The sequence below is a fragment of the Pseudoalteromonas sp. XMcav11-Q genome, assembly GCF_040104525.1.
GTDB lineage: Bacteria > Pseudomonadota > Gammaproteobacteria > Enterobacterales > Alteromonadaceae > Pseudoalteromonas.
Genome location: NZ_JBECOX010000026.1, coordinates 1 through 20,495, shown reverse-complemented (window position 1 = coordinate 20,495; position 20,495 = coordinate 1). Strand labels below are relative to the sequence as shown.

Below are 20,495 nucleotides of genomic sequence, written 5' to 3'. Positions count from 1 at the left end.
TCAGCAAGTGGCGCTGATTGTACAAAAGTTTGGCGGCACCTCGGTAGGTTCGGTAGAGCGTATTGAGGCGGTTGCCGAACACGTTATCAAAACACAACAACAAGGCCACCAAGTGGTGGTCGTGTTGTCTGCAATGTCAGGCGAGACAAATCGTCTCATTTCCCTTGCCCAACAAATCGATGCACGTCCGAGTTCTCGTGAGCTAGATGTATTGATCACCACCGGCGAACAAGTTTCTATCGCGTTATTGGCGATGGCCATCATTAAGCGTGGGCATTCTGCCGTGAGCTTACTTGCCGATCAGGTTGGTATTAAAACCGATAACATGTTCTCTAAAGCGCGGATCACGGAAATAGACACGACCCGCTTAAAGCAAGAGCTTGAGCATAACCGAATAACCATTATTGCCGGATTTCAAGGACGCGATGAAGAAGGCAATATCACCACGTTGGGGCGTGGTGGTACAGATACCTCAGCAGTTGAAATCGCAGGGGCTTTGCAAGCAGACGAATGTCAGATATATACTGATGTCGATGGCGTTTATACTACCGATCCGCGCATAGAGCCAAATGCAAGGCGTTTATCACATATTACTTTTCCTGAGATGTTGGAGCTGGCCAGTGTGGGCGCTAAAGTTTTGCAGATCCGCTCGGTTGAAGCGGCTGGTCGATATAATGTACCACTGCGTGTACTTTCTTCGTTTTCTCCTGACAACGGCACCTTAATTAGCTATGAGGAAGGTAAGATGAAAAATACTAAAGTGGTCTCTGGGGTAGCGAGTGTCAAAGACGAAGCGCTGATCTTAGTTAACAATGTAGATGCAAAACCTAGTAATCTTGCCAATATACTTTCTCTTCTTGGTGAGCATAATATCGAAGTCGATATGATTAACCATTTGAACCACAGTGAGAAAAAAATAGACTATGCTTTTACTGTGCACACAAATGATTGTATTCTGGCGGAAGAAGTTTTAGCGCAACATGCACAAAATTTAGGTGGCGCAACCGTAGAGGTTAATGCTAACGTGGCAAAAATCTCAGCGGTTGGCATCGGGATGAAATCTCATTCAGGTGTTGCTGGTCTCTTTTTTATGGCATTGGCCGAAGAAAATATTCACACTCTATTAGTATCTACATCAGAGATAAAAATCTCGGCACTGGTAGAAGAAAAATATTTAGAGCTAGCTGTACGGGCTTTACATGCCAAATTCGAATTGGAAAGTACTGAGTAAAAGAAGTTTTTGCTTACTTTTCTAGGAACTTTTATTTAAAATGGATTTGACGCGGAATCTTTTAAATTTTGGAATAACAGGAGCAAGAGAATGCTAATACTAACTCGTCGAGTAGGTGAAACCCTGATGATTGGTGATGAAGTGACTGTAACAGTACTAGGTGTTAAAGGTAACCAAGTACGTATTGGTGTAAATGCGCCTAAAGATGTTTCAGTTCACCGTGAAGAAATTTACATGCGAATTCAGGCTGAGAAATCTAGCCCGGGCAATATGTAATTGACCAAATATTGAATTACGATGTTAGTTAACATAGTTTGACTGGCATAAAAAAACCCCGCCACTGCGGGGTTTCTTATTTCTGGCTTTGCCCAGACAAAAAAGCAATCGCTTCTTCGTTAAGTCCAGATTTACTGATATAGCTCGGTTTGTTTTGGTGAAATACCAAAAAACCTCTACTCGTTTCAACGAGTTTATCTAAGTCGTCAAATGGGTAAGAAAATTCGGCATGTGTCGCTTTGGTGCTAATACCAGTTTTAGTGATTGAAACTTTGACGACATTGCCAGCAGCGCGAGAATACGACTGCCTTATCACCCACCAAGCTTTACGATAGTAGAAAGCGACGCATTCAACCACAGCCAATAGAATAAGAAAGTTCCCGACGTAGTGCTCCTGCAAACCGTAAATAGCAAACAGCCCCAGTGCAATTAGCAGTACAAGCAAGCCATATTTCGGTTTAACAGCAAGTCCATTGGCTTCAGATTCTTCAAAACACTCTCGATAATAGGCTTTATCTAACTTAAATTGGCTTTGAAAAGATAAATTTTCATTTTGTTCAAGGGAGGGCATAGACGTTCGTTGTGGCAAAAATTTCCCCTTATTATACCCATCTATATTGAAAAAGCTGTAATGCGAATAAATTGTTTGCAGTTCCCTTTTACTATATCCAGCGAAATACGCGTTATACAGCGTGACGTTTACGTAAACGTTAACTTTTGGTCAGTCCAATTTACAATTTATCTTGCGTAATCAAAAATCCATTCTATATTCATTAAAATCACTGTATTAGTCGGCGCTATTTTGAATATTTTTCATATTTATTACGTTGGTTTTCCATATTTATTAGTGATTTCAAAGCTAACTTACTGATTGTTTATAAGTTAAGTGTTTTGGTAATACCAATTTACAATGCACTTTACAGTGGAACATTTTTTGTTATAAGGTGAATAAATATCTACAAAAAGTGAAGGTTTATACCAGTTCGTTAACATCGAACAGGAAAACCAAACAGCAAGTAAGGGGTAAAAATGGATATTGGAGCGCAGCTACTGCAAGCAGGAAATCTCATGCTGACCGGTATGGTTGGTGTTTTTGTTTTTCTGTCCATTTTGATTTTTGCGATGCGACTGTTGGCCAACTTTGCTGCTCAATTTAAAGAAGTAGAGCCAAGTACCACAAGATCAAAAACAACTAGAGCAACATCGTCACAGGGTGTGCCACAGGCACATATTGCAGCCATTAGCGCTGCCGTTGCAGCCTACAGAAAAAACAATTAATAGGGGTTTTGCATGTCACAGTTAAAGCTAACCGAATTAGTGCTGCGCGATGCGCATCAGTCATTACTCGCCACCAGAATGCGCTTGGAAGATATGCTTCCTATCGCTGAGAAGCTCGACAATATGGGCTACTGGTCTGTTGAATCATGGGGGGGAGCAACCTTCGACTCGTGTATTCGCTATTTAGGCGAAGATCCATGGGAGCGGATCCGTGCACTGAAAGCTGCAATGCCAAAAACCAAACAGCAAATGCTACTGCGTGGTCAGAATCTATTGGGCTATCGTCATTATGCTGATGATGTTGTCGAAAAGTTTGTTGAACGTGCCCACCATAACGGGGTAGATGTATTTAGAATATTCGATGCAATGAACGACGTGCGCAACTTAGAAACGGCTATTAAAGCGGCCATCAAAGTGGGCGCGCATGCGCAGGGCACGATTTCGTACACCGTAAGCCCTGTTCATACGCTGGAAATGTGGCTCACGCAGGCCAAGCAGCTCGAAGACTTAGGCTGTCATTCCATTTGTATCAAGGACATGGCTGGATTACTGAAACCCTATGATGCCGAAAAGTTAATCTCTGGGCTTAAAGCGTCCGTCTCTATTCCTATCGCAATGCAGTGCCATGCAACCACAGGGCTCAGTACTGCAACTTATCAAAAAGCCATAGATGCGGGTATCGATATGCTCGATACGGCGATTTCTTCGATGAGTATGACCTATGGCCATAGTGCAACAGAAACTATCGCGGCGATTGTGGAAGGTACAGAACGTGATACAGGGCTTGATTTACTGGAGCTAGAAGAGATCGCAGCCTATTTCCGTGAGGTGAGAAAGAAATATGCAGCTTTTGAGGGTAGCTTAAAAGGAGTAGATGGTCGTATTCTATCTGCACAAGTGCCTGGTGGCATGTTAACAAATATGGAAAATCAACTGCGAGAGCAAGGTGCAGGTGACAAGCTTGACGCAGTACTAAAAGAAATTCCAAGTGTGCGTAAAGAACTTGGCTACTTACCGCTGGTAACACCAACCTCACAGATTGTCGGGACGCAAGCGGTATTAAACGTACTTACTGGTGAGCGTTACAAGTCTATAACCAAAGAAACTGCTGGCGTGCTGAAAGGCGAATATGGAGCGACACCAGCGCAAGTCGACCAAGCTTTGCAACAACGCGTGCTTGAAGGCGCAGAGCCTATTACCTGCCGTCCTGCAGACTTAATTGAACCTGAGCTGGATAGTTTACAAAGCGAGTTAGTCGCGACGGCAAAAGAGGAGCAAATTACCTTAGCCGACGAGATTATTGATGATGTGCTTACCTATGCATTATTCCCGCAGATTGGCCTTAAATTCCTGAAAAATCGCAATAATCCAGATGCGTTTGAGCCAAAACCGACGCTTGTTGAAAGCAAAGAGCAAAAAGCTGCAGCGACGCCTGCTAAAGCCAAGTCATCAACTAGTGAGCGTTACAGCGTAAAAGTGGATGGCAAAGTATACGATGTGGTGGTTGCGCCGGGTGGAGAGTTACAAGAAGTACAAGTCAAAGACAGTGAGCTTATTCCTCAGTCAACCTCGGTAAGCTCCAGTGAAACTTTGAATGCGCCACTTGCTGGCAACATATTTAAGCTTATGGTGCGCGCAGGAGATGAGGTGCAAGAAGGCGATGTGGTACTCATCATGGAAGCCATGAAAATGGAAACCGAGGTGCGCGCAACACACAGTGGGCAAGTCGCGGAGCTACTCGTCTCTGAAGGCGACTCCGTCAGTGCTGGCGATGCCATCATGTCTTTAGCATAAGGATGTCGTGATGGAAGGGTTACTTAATTTATGGCAAGCAACAGGACTTGCCAACTTCACCGTGCCTGCACTTTGCATGATGGCTGTGGGCTGCGGACTTTTGTATCTTGCGATCGCCAAAGGCTTTGAGCCGTTGCTATTGGTGCCTATTGGCTTTGGTGCCATACTCACGAATATTCCTGTCGCTGGGCTTGCCGATCCTGGTGGGCTTTTATACTACGTGTATTACATCGGCATAGACAGCGGAGTATTCCCCTTACTGATCTTTATGGGGGTGGGTGCGATGACGGACTTTAGTGCTTTGATAGCTAACCCCAAGATGCTGTTGCTTGGTGCCGCAGCTCAATTTGGGATCTTTGCCACCTTGTTTGGGGCTATATTGCTGAACTATATTCCGGGCTTTGAATTTACCCTGCAAGACGCCTCTGCAATCGCCATTATTGGCGGTGCAGATGGTCCAACTGCGATATTCCTCGCGTCTAAGCTTGCACCAGAGTTACTAGGGGCAATTGCGGTGGCAGCCTATTCGTATATGGCGTTGGTGCCAATTATTCAACCACCAATCATGAAAGCACTCACGACGCAAGAAGAGCGCCAGATTGCGATGCCACAGCTACGCCATGTATCAAAAACCGAAAAAATCCTATTTCCTCTGGCGGTACTGGGCCTAACGATACTGTTTTTACCTGCTGCAACACCTTTGGTTGGTATGTTCTGTTTGGGTAACTTGATGAAAGAGTGCGGTGTAGTAGACCGTTTGAGTAAAACGGCGCAAAACGAGTTGATTAATATCACTACTATTTTCCTCGGGTTGGCGGTGGGTTCAAAGCTGGCCGCTGAGCAATTCTTAACGGTTGAGACGTTGGGGATTTTAGCGCTAGGTGCCGTGGCTTTTGGGATTGGTACCGCAGCAGGTGTATTAATGGCTAAAACCATGAATAGATTTAGTGATACCCCCATTAATCCGTTAGTTGGCGCTGCTGGGGTATCCGCAGTCCCGATGGCTGCGCGCGTGGTCAATAAGGTTGGCCTTGAAAGCAATCCGCATAATTTCTTGCTAATGCATGCGATGGGCCCCAATGTCGCGGGTGTATTAGGCAGTGCGGTTGCTGCTGGTATTTTGCTTGCACTGGTAGGCTAATTTACACTTCTCCAACCATTTGCGTGGCGATTTTAGGTTGCCGCGCATTTTTATTTCTGGACTTTATATTCTTGAACTTGATAGTCTTTCGTCACTTTTAATTAACACGAACAACTTCAGATGAAGTTTTTAGCTCCTTTCTTATTTTTGTTACCCTGTGTGACAGTTGCAACGGAAACATCGACTTTAGTGGTAACACCGATAGCAGAGCATGTTTATAAACATGAATCTTCGCTACACGTTGAACCTTGGGGGTTAGTGGCAGGCTCTGGGCTGATTGTGGTCGACGGTCAAGATGCTTACATTGTTGATACACCTTGGACCGAGCAAGACACAGAAGCACTGCTATTGTGGGCCGAGGACCGCAAGCTCAATATTAAAGGGGCGGTGGTCACGCATTATCATCAAGATGCAAGCGGTGGCCTAGCGGTATTAAATAAACATCAGATCCCAACCTATGCATCAGCCCAAACTAACCATCTATTAGCCCAAAAACACAGCGCTATCGCGTCACATAATTTGCCGCAAGCCTCAGCAGCGATAAAGTCAGGTGTCGTTGAAACCTATTACCCAGGTGCAGGACACTCGAAAGATAATATTGTCGTGTGGCTGCCACAATCTAAGATTTTATTCGCAGGATGCTTTGTGAAAAGTGTGGTGAGTAAAAATTTAGGTAACTTGGAGGATGCTTCGGTTGATGAGTGGCAAGCGTCTATACACAAGGTATTGAGCCGATATCCGGAAGCAAACATGGTTATTCCAGGGCATGGTAAAGAAGGGGATTTATCTTTGTTGCACCATACCGTTAAGCTAATCAAAATCGAGCAATCAAAAGGTAAATAAAGGACTGACATGAAATTTATTCCATTTCGTAATTTACGCTGTCCGGGTTTAGAAACTGCGCTGTGGTATTGTCGCTTGTTGTTTTTAACGGGCGTAGCCTTGATAGTGCTTGGGGTTATCAAAGAGGGGATTGCAATCTATCATTGGCTAATCGCCATGATAGAGAATGGCGACGCGCCAATAAAAGCAGCCTATATCTATGACTTAGATTTGCTTTCCCACCCAAACTTTCATTTGATCATTGTTGGAGTGGTGAAGATCTACTTCTCCTGTGGCCTCGCGATTAAACTAAAAACAATGTCCCACGAGCAGGCGTTACAAAAATAACGAATACCACGTAAAGGAGTCTCATAGAGGAGTTTCTCAGAGAAATTTCTTAGACCCTTTTACGCGGCAGAGCTACTATTTAAAAATTAATACTCCAGCTGTCCGCCATTTTGGATAAAGGCGACATATTCGTTCCAAACATCTTCAACACTTCGGCCCAAGATATGTTGAAATGCAGCATCAAATGACCAGGTATAGTTACCCATATCTTTCGCCGCTTTATTAAACTTGTAGATAAACTCAGAGTCGTGCTGTTGTTTGACGTAATGTAAGAAAAACCCAGTTGTGGTGTAGCCACTAAGCCAGCGTTTAGCGTTGATGATATCTGGTGAGCGTGACTTATGAAAACCAGCACCGATCCGCACGGCATCAGCTAGACCTTCGGTGTATGCCCAGTTTGCCTTGCCATCACCATAGCTGTCATGAGTCAGCGGCGAGTTATTGTAACCATGGGTGACTTCGTGGAATAAAATGCCGTCGATTTCATCACGGATCACGGCATCGTTGTTATTATTATCGCGATAAATACGTTCTAAGTGCGCGGTGCTAACGACGATAGTCATCTCACCCGAACCGTCTTGTCCCATCTTATAGGCAACGAAATCCTTACCCCAATGATCTTTGGCTCTCAGCTCAAACTGCAATTTTCTAAAACGCTGGGATTCACTGGCGTCGCGGTATAGCACTTTTGCTACATCCACACAGCGTTCGGCCATGTGTGCAGCTGGGTTTGGTATGATCCGTTTAAATAATGCTGAGCCTCGTGTTTCAGGATTTACATCAACAAAGTTTACTTCCGGACGTTGCCACGTGTCGTTTGGTGGTGTGCTATCGCTACTGACGGCTAATTCATAATTGGCGCTTTGGAAACCGTATACAGAAACATAAACCGGCGCATTTGAGCTTATATCGCAGCGCTCGTTGGAGCTGGCATCATTGATACTTTGGCAGTCATAACTTGTGGTGGTCGGTTGGCTATTTGCTTTTAGGTATAGATCTGCATCACCGCTGCCAGTCAAGGTTGCTGTGATAGGAGCTGAGCTTGTAAATGGCCCAAAATGTGCCCATTGGCCAGGGGTAACGCTGCCATTTTGGTTAAATGGCAAGGTTGTACCACCGTTTGCCGGAGCACCGATAAATTCGATTTCTGCAAGCTGTAATAAATTGGCACCTTGCGTTGCGGTGACATTTAAGCGCACAAAGCGGTACGCTTGATTGGTACTGACATTGAACTGCTTAGTTTGATGTCTCGAAGCAAAACTTTGATTGTTTTGCGAATCTATAGTAAACCACACTTGACCGTCTTGAGAGCCTTGAAGCGTCCAATTTTTGGGATCTCTTTGTGGCGCATCGTTCGCAGAAGTGAGGGTGTAAGCTGTTAAATTCACCGCTTCGCTAAACGCATAACTTATCCAACCGGAAGCTGAAAAAGTAAGCCACTTGCTGTAGTGGTTATTATCAAATGCGTTGACTTTACCTTCATAGGGTTGGTTTTCTCCTGAAACGCTGATAGCGGCGGCATTGGCAGTTGTCAGATCGCTGTTTGCGTGCGCCGAGCTTAAGCCTAGGCTCACTAAAGCGGCTGCTATAAAAGAACGTTGGAATCGCGTTTTAGCTATAATGATGTTCATGTTGACCTCTTTTGTATCGTTCCACTTTTTGCGGAAAGATATTGTTGATGTTGTATCCATGGTTATTTTTATTTTAGTGCCCAAATAAGTTTGGAACGGTTTAATTGTTGTTGCTTTTATGTGCGTTTGTCAAATGGAAATTTACTTTAATTTAACGATAAGGGTGAAATTGTTGCTTCTCATTTAGGCTGAATTACGCTGTGAAGGCTAGCACTATCAGGCTTTACAGGGCGTGATGTTAGAGGATGTTATTTATTTTGAACTGTGTTTTGTTGGGGCGTGTTTGATTGATTTTTCGGGACTTTTTTATTTGTAGTCTCCTGGGCTGCATTTTGTTTGCGCTGTTTCTTTTTTAATCGCTTTCGCTCTGCTTTAGTTACGTGTTTTGCCACCCATTTGGCAATCTTTTGCATGAGCATTGGAGGGAAGTCATGACCCATCCCATTGACCAGTTTTAGTTTGGATTTGCGAATAGTCGCGGCGGTTTGCTGGCCAGCGGCCGCGGGAAAAATAGGGTCGTCTGTACCATGGATCACAAGTGTAGGCGTTTTGATCTTTTCTAGCGTGTGCTTGCGACATTGGCTTGCGACAATCGCCGCAAGCTGACGCTTAAATCCTTGCGGGTTATGCGCGCGTTCAATACTGTGTTTGGCTTGTTGATGTAGCGTCCCTTCGTCTTGAGGGTAGGCAGGACTGCCGATCAGCTGGTTGAGTTTTATATTGTATTGAATGGCAGATTGGTGGCAGTCTGACTTTGGCCGTGCTTTTGCCAGTTGCAGCATGACTTTTACATTTGCTGCGGTAAACTTGGGATACGCTGAGGTTGACATAATTGAGGTCAAACTTACCACTTTCTTTTTATGCTTAGCAGCAACGATTTGTGCAATCATCCCGCCCATAGAAGCACCAACAAGGTGGGCGCGTTTAATCTTAAGTCCTGCCATCAAAGCGACAACATCTTCGGCCATATCTTCTAGGGTATAGGGAACAGAAGCGCGAATGGGAAGTTTTTTGCTCAGCATGGTTTTTATCACACTTGGTGAACCAAGATGATCCAAGTGGCTCGACAATCCCGTGTCGCGATTATCAAAACGGATCACCCGAAAACCTTTATTGACTAGCCCAAAGTACAATTCATCTGGCCAAATCGTCATTTGTGCCCCAAGACCCATTATCAAAATAATAACGGGGGCGTGAGGCACCCCCTCGTCCTGATAATGTATGCTGATCCCGGTTGCAATCTCGATATCGGTCATTGTCGCGAATGTTTAGCTTGACTTGAAAGGACTGCATTTAAGTATAGAGCGTAGGTATGAACTTAACTTTAAAATAGCAGTCAAAAAAGACGAAAATTTATTGCTAAAAGCCATTGCGCTTTAAAACATTTAGGTTAATATTCGCGCTTGTTGATGGTCTGAAATTATGCATCAACACTATCAATTTATATGATTCTTATTTGGAGTAAGTCATGACTAAAAAAAGCAAACTTCAGCATGCTCATCAGCGTGGTGAAATTAAAGACAACGCATTAAAAGCGTTGGTAACCAGCCCGTTGTTTAAGGCGAAAGTTGAAAAAAGCAAAAAAGGCAAAGGTAGTTATCAACGTAGCGTAAAGCACAAAGGCCAAGAGCCTTACCTTAAGGCAGCCTAAGCTTTAAGATAAGGTTTTTTGCTGATACATTTGCTTGTCAGCTTGTGCGATTAAATCGCTGATATCTGTTATCGGGTGTTGGGAAAATGCTCGCCCGACACTACCTTGAATTGCTACTTTTTGTTTCCCATGACTAAATTGCAAGGTATTGAGTTGTTGTTGCAGCTGTTGTGCTTTTTCTTCTGCAGACTGTGTGTCGTCAAATAAGCACAGGGCTGCAAACTCATCGCCACCTAGGCGTCCTACAATATCTTGTTTTCTGATACTTGATGACAAAAACGTCGCAACATGGGCAAGCGCCTTATCTCCAGCATCGTGACCAAATTGGTCATTAATCAACTTAAACTTATCTAAGTCAATGTAAAATAATGCCAAAACACCACCACGCTTATTAAATTGCTCGACTAGCACGTTGGCTTGTTTGTACCAGCCTCGACGGTTAAAAATGGCGCACAATTGATCATAATTTGCTTCATTTTCAGCTTGTTGCTTTTGCTGTCTGAGCCGTCCAATGCGTTTAGATACCGCAACGGCAAGCAGTAAAGACTCAATGGCAAACGCAAAAATAAGTGCATACCGCTGCATAAATGGGCTATATCCCACTAACAGCACGCGAAATACCATACCGACTAATACTAGGCTCAGTGCCGCAAAAACCAAACTTGCTTCGCCAATTTTACGCTTGGTTTGAAGAGCAGATAGCACAAAGATAGTGGCGACAATAACGAGGGTGATATAGGCCATAATTTGGCTTAATAAGTAGGACAATTGTGCTTGTTGAGTGGGAATTTTAAGTATGCTCAGGAGCATCACGATACCCGCGGCACTTTTAAGTAACAACACGAGTTTTGGCCACTGTTTGTCAACAATTAGGATACTCAACATAAACCAGGTTGCCGAAACCACAGTGAGACCAATACTAAGTAAATATGCGTGTTTGAGTAATGGCTTATACTGAGATGAAACAAAAAGATTTAATTGCCCTTCTTGGAATAATACAAATCCACAAAGGCAGAAGATATAAGCGCCGTAAAGCCTAAATATAGGATCATTGAGGCGACTACCCATGATCAATACATAGCAAATTAAGGTAAAACAAAGGCCATAAAATGCGCCCATGACTAGGCTGCTTTTTTGACTTTCCCAAATAAATTTCCCCATGCTCATCAGCCCAAATCTTGGCGTATGAATTTGCATAGAATCCAAGCTTAAGGTTGCTGTGTACTTACCTTTTGGAATGATAAATGCGGGTTGTGAGAACTTAACGGGCAAAGGGGCGTTGACTCGCCACTGATAGTGATTAAGGCCAACATCTACAAATGAAAAAACGCTGTCTTCATGTAAATTGCAGGCTATCGAGACGGTATTGTTGCCGCGTTCAATTTTGCTATAAGACGTGGTATTGATAGCAAGCGAAATTGAGTTGCCGTGAGCGGTCGTGAGCGAGCAATTGTCATCAAGCGCAAAAATTGAGGGGCTAAACAAAAATACGGCGCCGTAAATAACAGCGAGTAGGAGCGTAAGCTTCCCACTAAAGTTGCTGTGTATTTTGACGCCATTCAACCTAGACTGCAGCACAACCAAAACCTAAGGTTATTGTTGTAGTTAATGTAACAAACTTGTACGTAACTTAGCCAGTGAAAAATCCCTTTAACCAGAGACTTTTTACATCCTATCGAACAAGAAGCTAAACCAGGCAAAAAACAAGCAAAAGCTACTTAATCCAAATGCTAGGGTTCGTAACCGTAAATTGCTGCCTAGCACGTGCTCGTAGCTGTGCCAATATCTTGCTGCGACAAACACGGTGCTAAGCACAAACCAAAATTGTCCCGTCATTTGCTCAATATGCAAAAGTATCAGTAATGCGATAAATAACACCGGTTGCTGAAACTGGCTGTCATAGCTATTACCTAATAATCTTATGCGCTCGGGGAAGGCGTGTTTTTCAACATAGCGAATATCTTGAAGTGCAATATCACCATTTTTGACTGCGCGAATTCTACTCGTTGCGGTTAAAAGAAATAATAGCAGCGTTAGGCTAAGCAAAAATAAAACCGGAATATGGATCCACATCGTAAAGCTCCTGAATTTGAAAGAGGTTTTACTTTAACTAGATTGATTGCTAACTTATCGTGTCAATAATGACTAATTTTGGTTTGATATTGCCATGAAGGTGATTTTGCTTTGTCCTGAACATGTGTTTGCGAGCGCATTAACTGGCGTGATTGATATATTGAACGTGGCAAACAAAGTCGCTGGTAAGGCGGTGTTTTGCTGGCAGGCGGTTGCGCTTTCAGGGCAAAAGTCGGTGATGAGTAGTCAAGGCTTAGAATTTGTTTGTCATGCTGAATTTAGCGCATTGGCTGATGCTGATGTCGTTATCTGGCTCGGCAGTCACTTTTCATCAGAGCCTTTGTTGTGGCAACAATGCCAACAAGTCAAAGCACAATTAAACAAGCATGGTATTGAATTTCATCCCGCGACTTATCAACTTGCCGGATGTTGCGGTACCGCATTTTTAGCCACAGCAGGATTGTTGGATAAAAAACAATTTACGTGTAGCTGGTGGCTTACGCCTTTCTTTACACGATATTATCCCGTTTTAAAGCCCAACAGCCAAAAGGTAACAGAGCAAAGCGGTATGGTGTATACCGCGGGCGCAGCTCATAGTTACTTGCACTTGATGCTGCGGTTTATTACCGACGTGCTGGGCTCTGAAGTGGCAAAAACAATCGCCGCATGGCTGGCGATACCAAACGAGCAAGCGAGTCAAAATGAGTTTGTGCAGCTCAGTGGCTTTTTACAACATAGAGATGCGCAATTGCTTAAGGCACAGTATCATATCAGCGATAATCTCGATGTTTCGCATAGCTTACAGAGCCTTGCGAAACATGCTTGTATGTCAGAGCGTACGTTAATTCGACGCTTTAAACAGCACACGAGTATGACGCCTTTTGAGTACGTGCGACTTGCGCGACTCGTTCGCACCAAACAGCTATTGCATAGCACTAATATGAGTGTGGATCAGATAGCCAATCAGGTTGGCTACCAAGACAGTCAGGCTTTAGCGAAGCAATACAAAAAGCACTATAACCAATCGCTTAATCGAGTGAGAGGGTCGTAATAGTGGGTGTCAGCGTTTTCTAGCAATTATTGCATAGCACCAATATGAGTGTGGAGCAGATCGCCAACCAAGTCGGATATCAAGACCGTCAGGCTTTAGCTAAGCAATACAAAAAGCACTATAACCAATCGCTTAATCGAGTAAGAGGGTAGTAATAGTGGGTGTCAGCGTTTTCTTTGGTTAACCTATGAGCAAAGTGGAATCCCGCCCTGCTATTTTAGACATGGGATAATGGAAAACTCTACATTCCATTTACTTTTTGAAGGAAATGTACAAATATGCATCTATAGTATGCGTGGTACACTGGACAATATGTTCTGATATTGGAATAAATGTTCCATCTATGGAAAGTATATGCTTCAAAGCTTAACTTTTTGTTATTAAAAGAATAAATTGAATTTAAAGTGATTGGTATGGTTTATTTTAGCTGTATTGCTTTATGATTTCATTTACAGAATATCTAAATACTTTAAGTGTCTAACAAACCAGGAGAAGAGCCGTTAAATGTTAAATCAAAGGGATATCGTTAGTAAATTTTCTTTTCCACAAGTGTTTTCTGAAGTAGAGCTCACAAAAATAAGCGGTGATATTGTTTCTTTTATAGAGACGAATGTGTCATGTATTTTCGATTTTACAAAGCTTCAATGGATTGGTCCGATTCCTATAATGTGGCTAACTCAAATAATAATTAGGGAAAAGAGTCGGCGCAGTTTAAATGTTACTATCTTAGTGTCCATAAATGGGGGGAGAGAGCATGGGAGACTATTAAATTTTCTATATAGTCACGGCTTCATTTCTCTACTCAATGATTATGTTGATTTCAAAGATGTTAAATCCTCGGATGTGGGTCTTAAAATTTTTGGCAGCATAGAGAAATATAGAAATTTTCTAAACTACCAAAATTCGCAATGTGTAAAAGTTAAGGTAAAGAATGTTTCTGATATTAAAGGGAGTGACTTCGATTGTTTTATTGATGAAATAGTCGATGAGGCAAATGAGTCTCTTCTAACAAAGGTTGGAAAACGCTCTCTTTTTCAAAAAGACCATGTAATTCAAAAGCTAAGACACTTTAGTACTGAGTTAACAGAAAATGTAATAGATCATGCGTATGATGGCACGCTTGGCACTATTTGTTTTTTTGCAAAGATACGAGCTGGTAAGAATAAGTTAGAACACCCAGATCTTTGGACTGAAAATCTCGGCAATGAAATAAAACGCTGCTTTCAGTTACAAAAATGGGAGGATTATACTGCAAACCAGAGAAGTATATGGGTTGAAGTTTTTATATGTGACATTGGAAAAGGTTTATTTAGCAGTGTTTATGATTGGAAAACTGAAGACCAAATAGCTCAGAAACTTCTGAATGAGCTTAAGGAAGACAGATCCTTATCTCCATTACGTAAAATTGGGCATAAAATTTTATCCGGTGGATTTTCCTCAACCCTCCGTAAAGGAGTTAAGTCTTTATCAACTGGGTTTCAGTTGATTCATGAAACATTAAGAAGTAAAGAAGGAAAGGGAGATGTACCTGGGGACTTTATACGCGTGTTGACAGGCGATGAAGTTATTGCTGGCCACCTCCCATTCGATAGAGGAGAGTCTGTCGGAGGGTGTTATAAAAAACTTGATAATTCACTACCGGATGGAACGTTTTTCCACTCTTGTATTGAGCTTAGCGATGATGGCGTTTTATCACTTGAATCCTTTTATGAGCCTTCGGAAGAGAGTAAAACTCTAATATTGAAAGAGTTACAGGGGCTAACAGAGATTAAAGCTTTGGATCTACTGACTGTAGATCAAAGATACCTTAGAGAAATAGGTGAAAATTATGACTCCCAACGACGGCCATTTAACATTTTTACACTCAAAGACAAAAAATACAAAGACGTAAAAGAAGAGTTTTCGTGGAAAATTGATGATGGATATATTGAATTTGATCACGCTAAACATTTAGTATGGTTACCACCAGATTCCGTAAAAAAATTCGATATAACTGAGTGGCTTAGGCAGTCTCTTAAATCAAACCTAAATTCACTTACAATAGCAGATATACCTACTCATCGAGCATTTATTTTTGAATATATTACTTCAACGGAGAAAATATCAGTAGATAGAAGCCTCCCTGAATCGCCACTTTTGGTATATATAATTACTAGAGACTGGCAGGTTGCTACATTTAAGGCTAAAAGAGAAAAAAATATATTTAGATTTGAGATTGTAGAAGATAAAGAGTTAGTCAATAAACTAGGTTTGAGTAGGCTCAATAAAAAGTTAAGAGAAAATGATTCAAAATCATTCTGGAATCGTGCAAGTAAATCATTTATTCCAGAAAAAGTAGTGTGGAGGACTCCACCAAAACAGGAGAGTGACTTAGGTTTAGAAATTGATGGGTATATAGATTTTTCTAGCTCTATAACAGATAGAATTAACTATAAAGTGATAAAGTCGTCTATCGAAAGAACGTTGGCAATCTGGTCTCATATACCTGTTAATAGGAAACTTATAGTAGGTATGGATGATTTAGTATGCGCATATTCAAGTGATATAAACTTTTTAGATTTTAGTGAGTTTATGTCTAATGGAAGGCTAGTAAATAAGGATGTTAATCTTATTATCCTATTGGGTAGTACGTGTGTTAGTGGAGAAACGTTTGATAGCCTTAAAAATTTAATACGATGCAATTTTATAGACGTTGAGATAATACCTCTTTTTGTTTTTCTACACCCAAACTTCAATAACTCACATGGAAAAGCTATTGGAAAGCTTTTGAATTGGAGTCCTAAAGCGAAAATTAAGGATCAAAAAGTTGTACGAAAAGCAAAATATGAACGCATTTCTGGGACTCCATACATAAAAAGAGGAGGGAATAAATCCTACCAAATTGAAAGAAATGATAATGGGTTTTACGAATCAAAGATGTACCGAGAGTTTAGTGTGGGTCACTTGAAGTTGGGTCATTGGGAATATGGTAAGTCACACGATCTTTTAACACCAAATTTATCTAGAATAATTTCAACAAACCCAGAAATGACGCGTTGGTTAATTGAAAGAATTCTTAGAACTAAAGGTACTGGCTCTACTGGTACAAAAAATTATATAGTTTATATCTTCCACGAAGTGACAAAGAAAATGATTGCAAAGCTTCGAGATGTAAACCCGAAAATAGAAAAGGACTTTGAGTTTCTAACGCTACATAAATTAAATAGTGGAATTGCGACAGCAACGTTTTTTTCACCTCTTTCAATTGAAAAGGTTAATGATTATATAAAAAAAGGGGTTAATAAGGTAAATGTTGTATTGATAGATGACGGAGTAATAACTGGAGATACCTTAAGAAATGCTGAAAATGCCTTTAATTTACGCAGTGATGATAAGTTAACGACTATTTCAATAATTGATAGAGCGGGTTTCTCTGTAAATACATCTTTATTAAATGGTAGTATCCATGAACGTTACTCTTACTGGAAGTGGGATGTTCCAGCGCTAGGCTCTTTAGGTCACTGTAAATTATGTCGCGCATTAGATATTTTAAAAGCACTTGCACCAGAAAACTCATTTATCAATAAAACGGTAAAAAGGTGGATTAATACCTGGTCAAAGCAAAAATTAACTGATAGTGATTGGGAAAATTCAGGAGTAACTCCTCAGCGGCTAACTAAGAATATTCCAATGAAGTTTGCAAATATCCCTGTTAAACAATCTTTTGCACATTCTATATCTACTACATTGAATTCAATGTCCATAGAAATCAGTAATTCTAGTTTTCAACCTGACTTTGTATTCAATAAATTTTCTCAATTTGTTAATGACGATAAAGAGTTAAATGACTCTGTGAAGTTAGAGTTAATAACTTCTCACTTGCTATTGCTAGGCGACTCAATTTCTCTACCTAAAAAGGCTAAAATTTATTGTGGTTTGTTAGAGCTTGTGTGGGACTTTGAGTACTCTAATTCGTATACATCTTTATTAGGACTATGCTTCTTCGGTATGGAAGAAAGTCTTAAGTCAGTTGTATGGGAAAAAGCTGAATTTCTCATTGATGAAAAGGGGTTGACATACGATGGGAAATTTGATCGTCAGGACTTGGAGCTTATATGCTTTTCCTTATTATACCAAAAGGAAGGGGTTGATGAAGTTCTAGAAAATAAAGTAAATAATGCCAAAAGTGAAGAGTCTAAAACTGCGTATTCTTTTTTACTTTCTTTAGTTACTGGTGTAGAACATATATGTGAGCCTGTAATTCAGCTATACAAAATGTTTGGGTATGAGGGGATTTGGCATACCGCGAAATTCGATGATATTTTGCAAAGCCTTAATATTTTAGGAACTCATGAAATCGAGTCGCACCAAAAACTGTCTTTACTGCTTGACGAGGTATTGACTATCTTTGATTCATTGATGAATGTTGAATTAATAGCCAGTAGCAGCCATAGCCTATTAACCGAACAGTTCAAAGTCTTAAAAGATAGAATGCTAATTCGTTCAATAAATAATGCTGAAATACAGAATGTTCTTATGAAGTCAAAGATCTATAATAAAATAACAGAATACTCTCATGCGTCCATTGATTTAATTGAACGAGAGATTCGCCGAGAAATAAATGACTTTTTAGAGCCTAATAATTTTTACAGCTACTATAATGCAAAGAGCTCTAAAAGAGATATCTACGAAAACTGGGAAAATTCTCCACCAGAAATCAATCTAGATATAGCAAAGAATGAGGGGAATATTACAGGCAAGTTTTTGTTCTTTATGCCTTTTAGGAGTTTTATTCGAGATACTATATACAACTCTATATGGGTTAAGCATGGTGTGGATTTATATTACTCTCTTTCGATAAAAATAAAATCTGATGAAGATTTTATAAATATATACTTTGAAAGCTTAGTCCCAAAAGATAAATTCAACCTTCAGCCTAGAGATTACCATACAAGAATAAATCAATTGAAAGGTGATTATTTATTTAGTTTTGAGTGTGAAAAGGAAACTCTAAAATTCATAATAACATTAAGAATTCCTACAGTGGAAAAGTTTAGAGGTAATTTAAAATGAATGTGCTTGTTATAGATGATCAAATCTGGCGTAGAAGGTTTTACAGTAAACTTGAAAAGCAAACATTCGAGTTTCGTATTGATTTTCTTGATGAGGAAGGGGTTCACTCACTTAACCGTGAAGCCCTTAATAGTGTTGATTTAGTACTGTTGGACTTGATTCTAGATGGTGAGTGGAACGTAAATAGTGAAGGTGTTGCAAGAATTATTAGAAGCATCAATAAAGAACTGCCAATTGTATTAATAACAGGGAATTGGTCTGCGCTAAATAATGGTCAGATACAAAGTATTACTGATAACTATGATACTGAAGCTGTACCTTTACCCTTTACTGATTTACTTTCATTAGAAGAGTTTGAGGCTCTCTCTGGTCATCAAATTGATAAAAGAGATGCAAAAGGGATCAGCGAAAATAATATTTCTTACTTAGGTCGGACTTTGGTAAATATCTACAATAAAAGGAATGGCCAAAAATATTTAGGCAAGAATAAAGACGAATCTATTTTTATTCTTCACTTGTCTGATATGCAGTTAGGGGGTGAACATGAAAAGTCTAGCCTATTAGACCCTGCAACAATTGCTCATAAAGTAAAAAACCAGCATGGTGCTCCTGATTTTATTGCTGTAACCGGAGACATAGCTGAAACTGGCTTAGTTAGTGAGTTTGAGCAAGCGATGCAGTGGTTTTCAGACTTGTGTGAGTGCCTAGAGTGGAGCCCTCCTTATGAGCGTATTTTACTCACCCCCGGAAATCATGACATATACTCTTCGGCCTTTGGGACTTGTAAATATCAATACGTAAGAGGCGCTCATAATGAATCTGGTAGTTTACAGCATATAGAAGATACTCAGTTAAGCGTGCCGAATTTATCTAGTTATTCTCTCTTCAATTTTAATAAATTCGCTTTTCAATTGACTGGTCAATCATATTGGCTCGATGGTGGTGAAAGTTATTGGAAAGATTCTCGATTTGTATCATTGGGGGCTAACTTTATGGGGCTAAATACTGTGTGCAATGTGGATTTTAACTCGCCGTTCAAAGGGTTCCCTAGCGCAAACGATTATCGAGAAATAAGAAAGGCGCTGAATGGAACAGAAACAAAATCAAATATATTAAATATCGCTTTATTTCACCACCCTGAGCTAAAAGACGATATGTGTTTTAAAACTTTCTGTGAGGTTGAACCTTCCCCCGATGTTCTATTGGCTGGCCATGAACACCAACCTAGGTTCGACCACTTAAGAGACCTAGAACAGCTGCTCTTTATTGCTCCCACTTCAAGCTTACGAGCTGAGCTGCGGTGGCCTGATGTAACAAGGGGTTTTTCAGTAATTGAATTACAAAGAAAAGAAGGAGTAGTATATGGAATTAAGGAATATTCTTACTGTAGGATAAAAAATCGTTGGGTTGATTTCAGCAAAAAGCCTGAATTCCGCTTCTGCCCCGACAAAAAAAACAAATGGAGGGAGATATTTGATGATTAAATTAAATGTACTTAATTTAGAATATTTATTTTACAGTATTGGAAAGCCGCAAAATTATGCGACTAAATGGTTTTGGTTTTATAATAAAGAGCGACTTTATAAGGCTAATAATGGTAAGCCACCATTGATGGCTGTTTAACCCCTACTTCTTAGCGGTCAAAAATTGGAGGATTACCCTTGTGGCTAACTGCTTCTCATGGCTTTCATGCAGTGATCATTATTGATAAATGCAAGTCTCAACTCTCCATCATTTTTTCCAAACAAAATCCGCAGCAGTTACAACACCTCAAATCAATCAGTTCATATGAACGGTCGGGGTGTAGCGTAACGGACTGTCATGACGGTGCTGTCTATGACCACTTCCCGTAAACTTGCAGGCTTGGTAGTATTGCTTTGAAGGCCTGCATCGACCGTCAACGATAACATCAACTCGGCACCATGCTCGCCAATTCGTTTGCGAAAGCGTGTCATCGAACATGGGTCGCAAGGTGGTGTTGTAACTCCACCCAATTTAGTACAGCTATTTCGTAGAATTTTATGCAGCCTCAAGGTAACCAACCGGTGTCATATCACCAAGTGAATCATGAGGTCGCTCATAATTATAAATATCTAACCACTCATCAGTGATTTCACGTACTTCTTGCAGTGACTCAAACAAGTATA

At 40.9% G+C, this 20,495-nt stretch carries 18 protein-coding genes and 1 pseudogene; 13 read left to right on the top strand and 6 right to left on the bottom strand.

Annotated features, from left to right (window positions below; translation table 11 throughout):
* Nucleotides 1-7 precede the first annotated feature (7 nt).
* Both ABMY45_RS23285 and csrA read left to right on the top strand, forming a co-directional pair.
* Nucleotides 8-1,231, top strand: a complete 1,224-nt coding sequence (locus ABMY45_RS23285; protein WP_010606210.1) for an aspartate kinase — start codon at nucleotides 8-10, stop codon at nucleotides 1,229-1,231.
* A 90-nt stretch (nucleotides 1,232-1,321) separates the two neighbouring features.
* The gene (csrA, locus tag ABMY45_RS23280; RefSeq protein WP_010375935.1) at nucleotides 1,322-1,507 is read left to right on the top strand and encodes a carbon storage regulator CsrA; all 186 of its coding nucleotides are present in this window, start codon (nucleotides 1,322-1,324) and stop codon (nucleotides 1,505-1,507) included.
* Nucleotides 1,508-1,583: 76 nt separating this feature from the next.
* On the opposite strand, the gene ABMY45_RS23275 is transcribed toward csrA, so the two are convergent.
* Nucleotides 1,584-2,096, bottom strand: a complete 513-nt coding sequence (locus ABMY45_RS23275; protein ID WP_248298742.1) for a YcxB family protein — start codon at nucleotides 2,094-2,096, stop codon at nucleotides 1,584-1,586.
* A 440-nt stretch (nucleotides 2,097-2,536) separates the two neighbouring features.
* On the opposite strand from ABMY45_RS23275, the gene ABMY45_RS23270 reads away from it, so the two are divergent.
* From ABMY45_RS23270 to ABMY45_RS23250, 5 genes are all read left to right on the top strand, one after another.
* On the top strand, nucleotides 2,537-2,785 hold the full coding sequence (locus ABMY45_RS23270; RefSeq protein WP_010606212.1) for an OadG family transporter subunit: 249 nt from the start codon (nucleotides 2,537-2,539) through the stop codon (nucleotides 2,783-2,785).
* Nucleotides 2,786-2,797: 12 nt separating this feature from the next.
* Nucleotides 2,798-4,579 carry a sodium-extruding oxaloacetate decarboxylase subunit alpha gene (gene oadA / locus ABMY45_RS23265; RefSeq protein WP_174169905.1) on the top strand — a complete coding sequence of 594 codons (1,782 nt, stop codon included), beginning with the start codon at nucleotides 2,798-2,800 and terminating at the stop codon, nucleotides 4,577-4,579.
* Between the two features lie 10 nt (nucleotides 4,580-4,589).
* On the top strand, nucleotides 4,590-5,720 hold the full coding sequence (locus ABMY45_RS23260) for a sodium ion-translocating decarboxylase subunit beta (RefSeq protein WP_102057296.1): 1,131 nt from the start codon (nucleotides 4,590-4,592) through the stop codon (nucleotides 5,718-5,720).
* A 120-nt stretch (nucleotides 5,721-5,840) separates the two neighbouring features.
* A complete protein-coding gene (gene bla, locus ABMY45_RS23255; protein ID WP_102057295.1) occupies nucleotides 5,841-6,563 on the top strand; it encodes a subclass B1 metallo-beta-lactamase in 723 nt (240 codons plus the stop codon).
* 9 nt (nucleotides 6,564-6,572) lie between these two features.
* Complete coding sequence (locus ABMY45_RS23250) at nucleotides 6,573-6,890, top strand: hypothetical protein (RefSeq protein ID WP_010606216.1); 318 nt, start codon at nucleotides 6,573-6,575, stop codon at nucleotides 6,888-6,890.
* 86 nt (nucleotides 6,891-6,976) lie between these two features.
* On the opposite strand, the gene ABMY45_RS23245 is transcribed toward ABMY45_RS23250, so the two are convergent.
* Nucleotides 6,977-8,521 carry a basic secretory protein-like protein gene (locus tag ABMY45_RS23245; protein ID WP_102057294.1) on the bottom strand — a complete coding sequence of 515 codons (1,545 nt, stop codon included), beginning with the start codon at nucleotides 8,519-8,521 and terminating at the stop codon, nucleotides 6,977-6,979.
* Nucleotides 8,522-8,769: 248 nt separating this feature from the next.
* A complete protein-coding gene (locus ABMY45_RS23240) occupies nucleotides 8,770-9,777 on the bottom strand; it encodes an alpha/beta hydrolase (protein ID WP_349289557.1) in 1,008 nt (335 codons plus the stop codon).
* Nucleotides 9,778-9,989: 212 nt separating this feature from the next.
* On the opposite strand from ABMY45_RS23240, the gene ABMY45_RS23235 reads away from it, so the two are divergent.
* Nucleotides 9,990-10,172 carry a ribosome alternative rescue factor ArfA gene (locus ABMY45_RS23235; RefSeq protein ID WP_010606219.1) on the top strand — a complete coding sequence of 61 codons (183 nt, stop codon included), beginning with the start codon at nucleotides 9,990-9,992 and terminating at the stop codon, nucleotides 10,170-10,172.
* 3 nt (nucleotides 10,173-10,175) lie between these two features.
* On the opposite strand, the gene ABMY45_RS23230 is transcribed toward ABMY45_RS23235, so the two are convergent.
* Complete coding sequence (locus tag ABMY45_RS23230) at nucleotides 10,176-11,657, bottom strand: diguanylate cyclase (RefSeq protein ID WP_349289556.1); 1,482 nt, start codon at nucleotides 11,655-11,657, stop codon at nucleotides 10,176-10,178.
* Between the two features lie 180 nt (nucleotides 11,658-11,837).
* Nucleotides 11,838-12,245, bottom strand: a complete 408-nt coding sequence (locus ABMY45_RS23225) for an MAPEG family protein (RefSeq protein ID WP_010606221.1) — start codon at nucleotides 12,243-12,245, stop codon at nucleotides 11,838-11,840.
* A gap of 94 nt (nucleotides 12,246-12,339) precedes the next feature.
* Between ABMY45_RS23225 and ABMY45_RS23220 the strand changes: the two genes are divergently transcribed.
* The 5 genes and pseudogenes from ABMY45_RS23220 to ABMY45_RS23200 form a co-directional block, all read left to right on the top strand.
* Nucleotides 12,340-13,296 (top strand): helix-turn-helix domain-containing protein, encoded by a 957-nt coding sequence (locus ABMY45_RS23220; protein WP_349289555.1) that lies wholly within the window; start codon nucleotides 12,340-12,342, stop codon nucleotides 13,294-13,296.
* 29 nt (nucleotides 13,297-13,325) lie between these two features.
* Nucleotides 13,326-13,448 carry an AraC family transcriptional regulator gene (locus ABMY45_RS23215; protein ID WP_349289554.1) on the top strand — a complete coding sequence of 41 codons (123 nt, stop codon included), beginning with the start codon at nucleotides 13,326-13,328 and terminating at the stop codon, nucleotides 13,446-13,448.
* 352 nt (nucleotides 13,449-13,800) lie between these two features.
* Complete coding sequence (locus ABMY45_RS23210) at nucleotides 13,801-18,348, top strand: hypothetical protein (protein ID WP_349289553.1); 4,548 nt, start codon at nucleotides 13,801-13,803, stop codon at nucleotides 18,346-18,348.
* Entirely contained in the window at nucleotides 18,345-19,832 is a 1,488-nt protein-coding gene (locus ABMY45_RS23205; RefSeq protein ID WP_349289552.1) for a metallophosphoesterase, read from the top strand. The genes ABMY45_RS23210 and ABMY45_RS23205 overlap by 4 nt, the downstream gene beginning before the upstream one ends.
* A gap of 19 nt (nucleotides 19,833-19,851) precedes the next feature.
* Nucleotides 19,852-19,971 (top strand): annotated as a pseudogene (locus tag ABMY45_RS23200) (IS3 family transposase); the annotation flags it as partial.
* Between the two features lie 396 nt (nucleotides 19,972-20,367).
* Here the strand turns inward: ABMY45_RS23200 and ABMY45_RS23195 are convergent.
* Nucleotides 20,368-20,495 (bottom strand): integrase core domain-containing protein (locus ABMY45_RS23195; protein ID WP_349289445.1); only part of this gene is annotated, 128 nt, incomplete at its 5' end.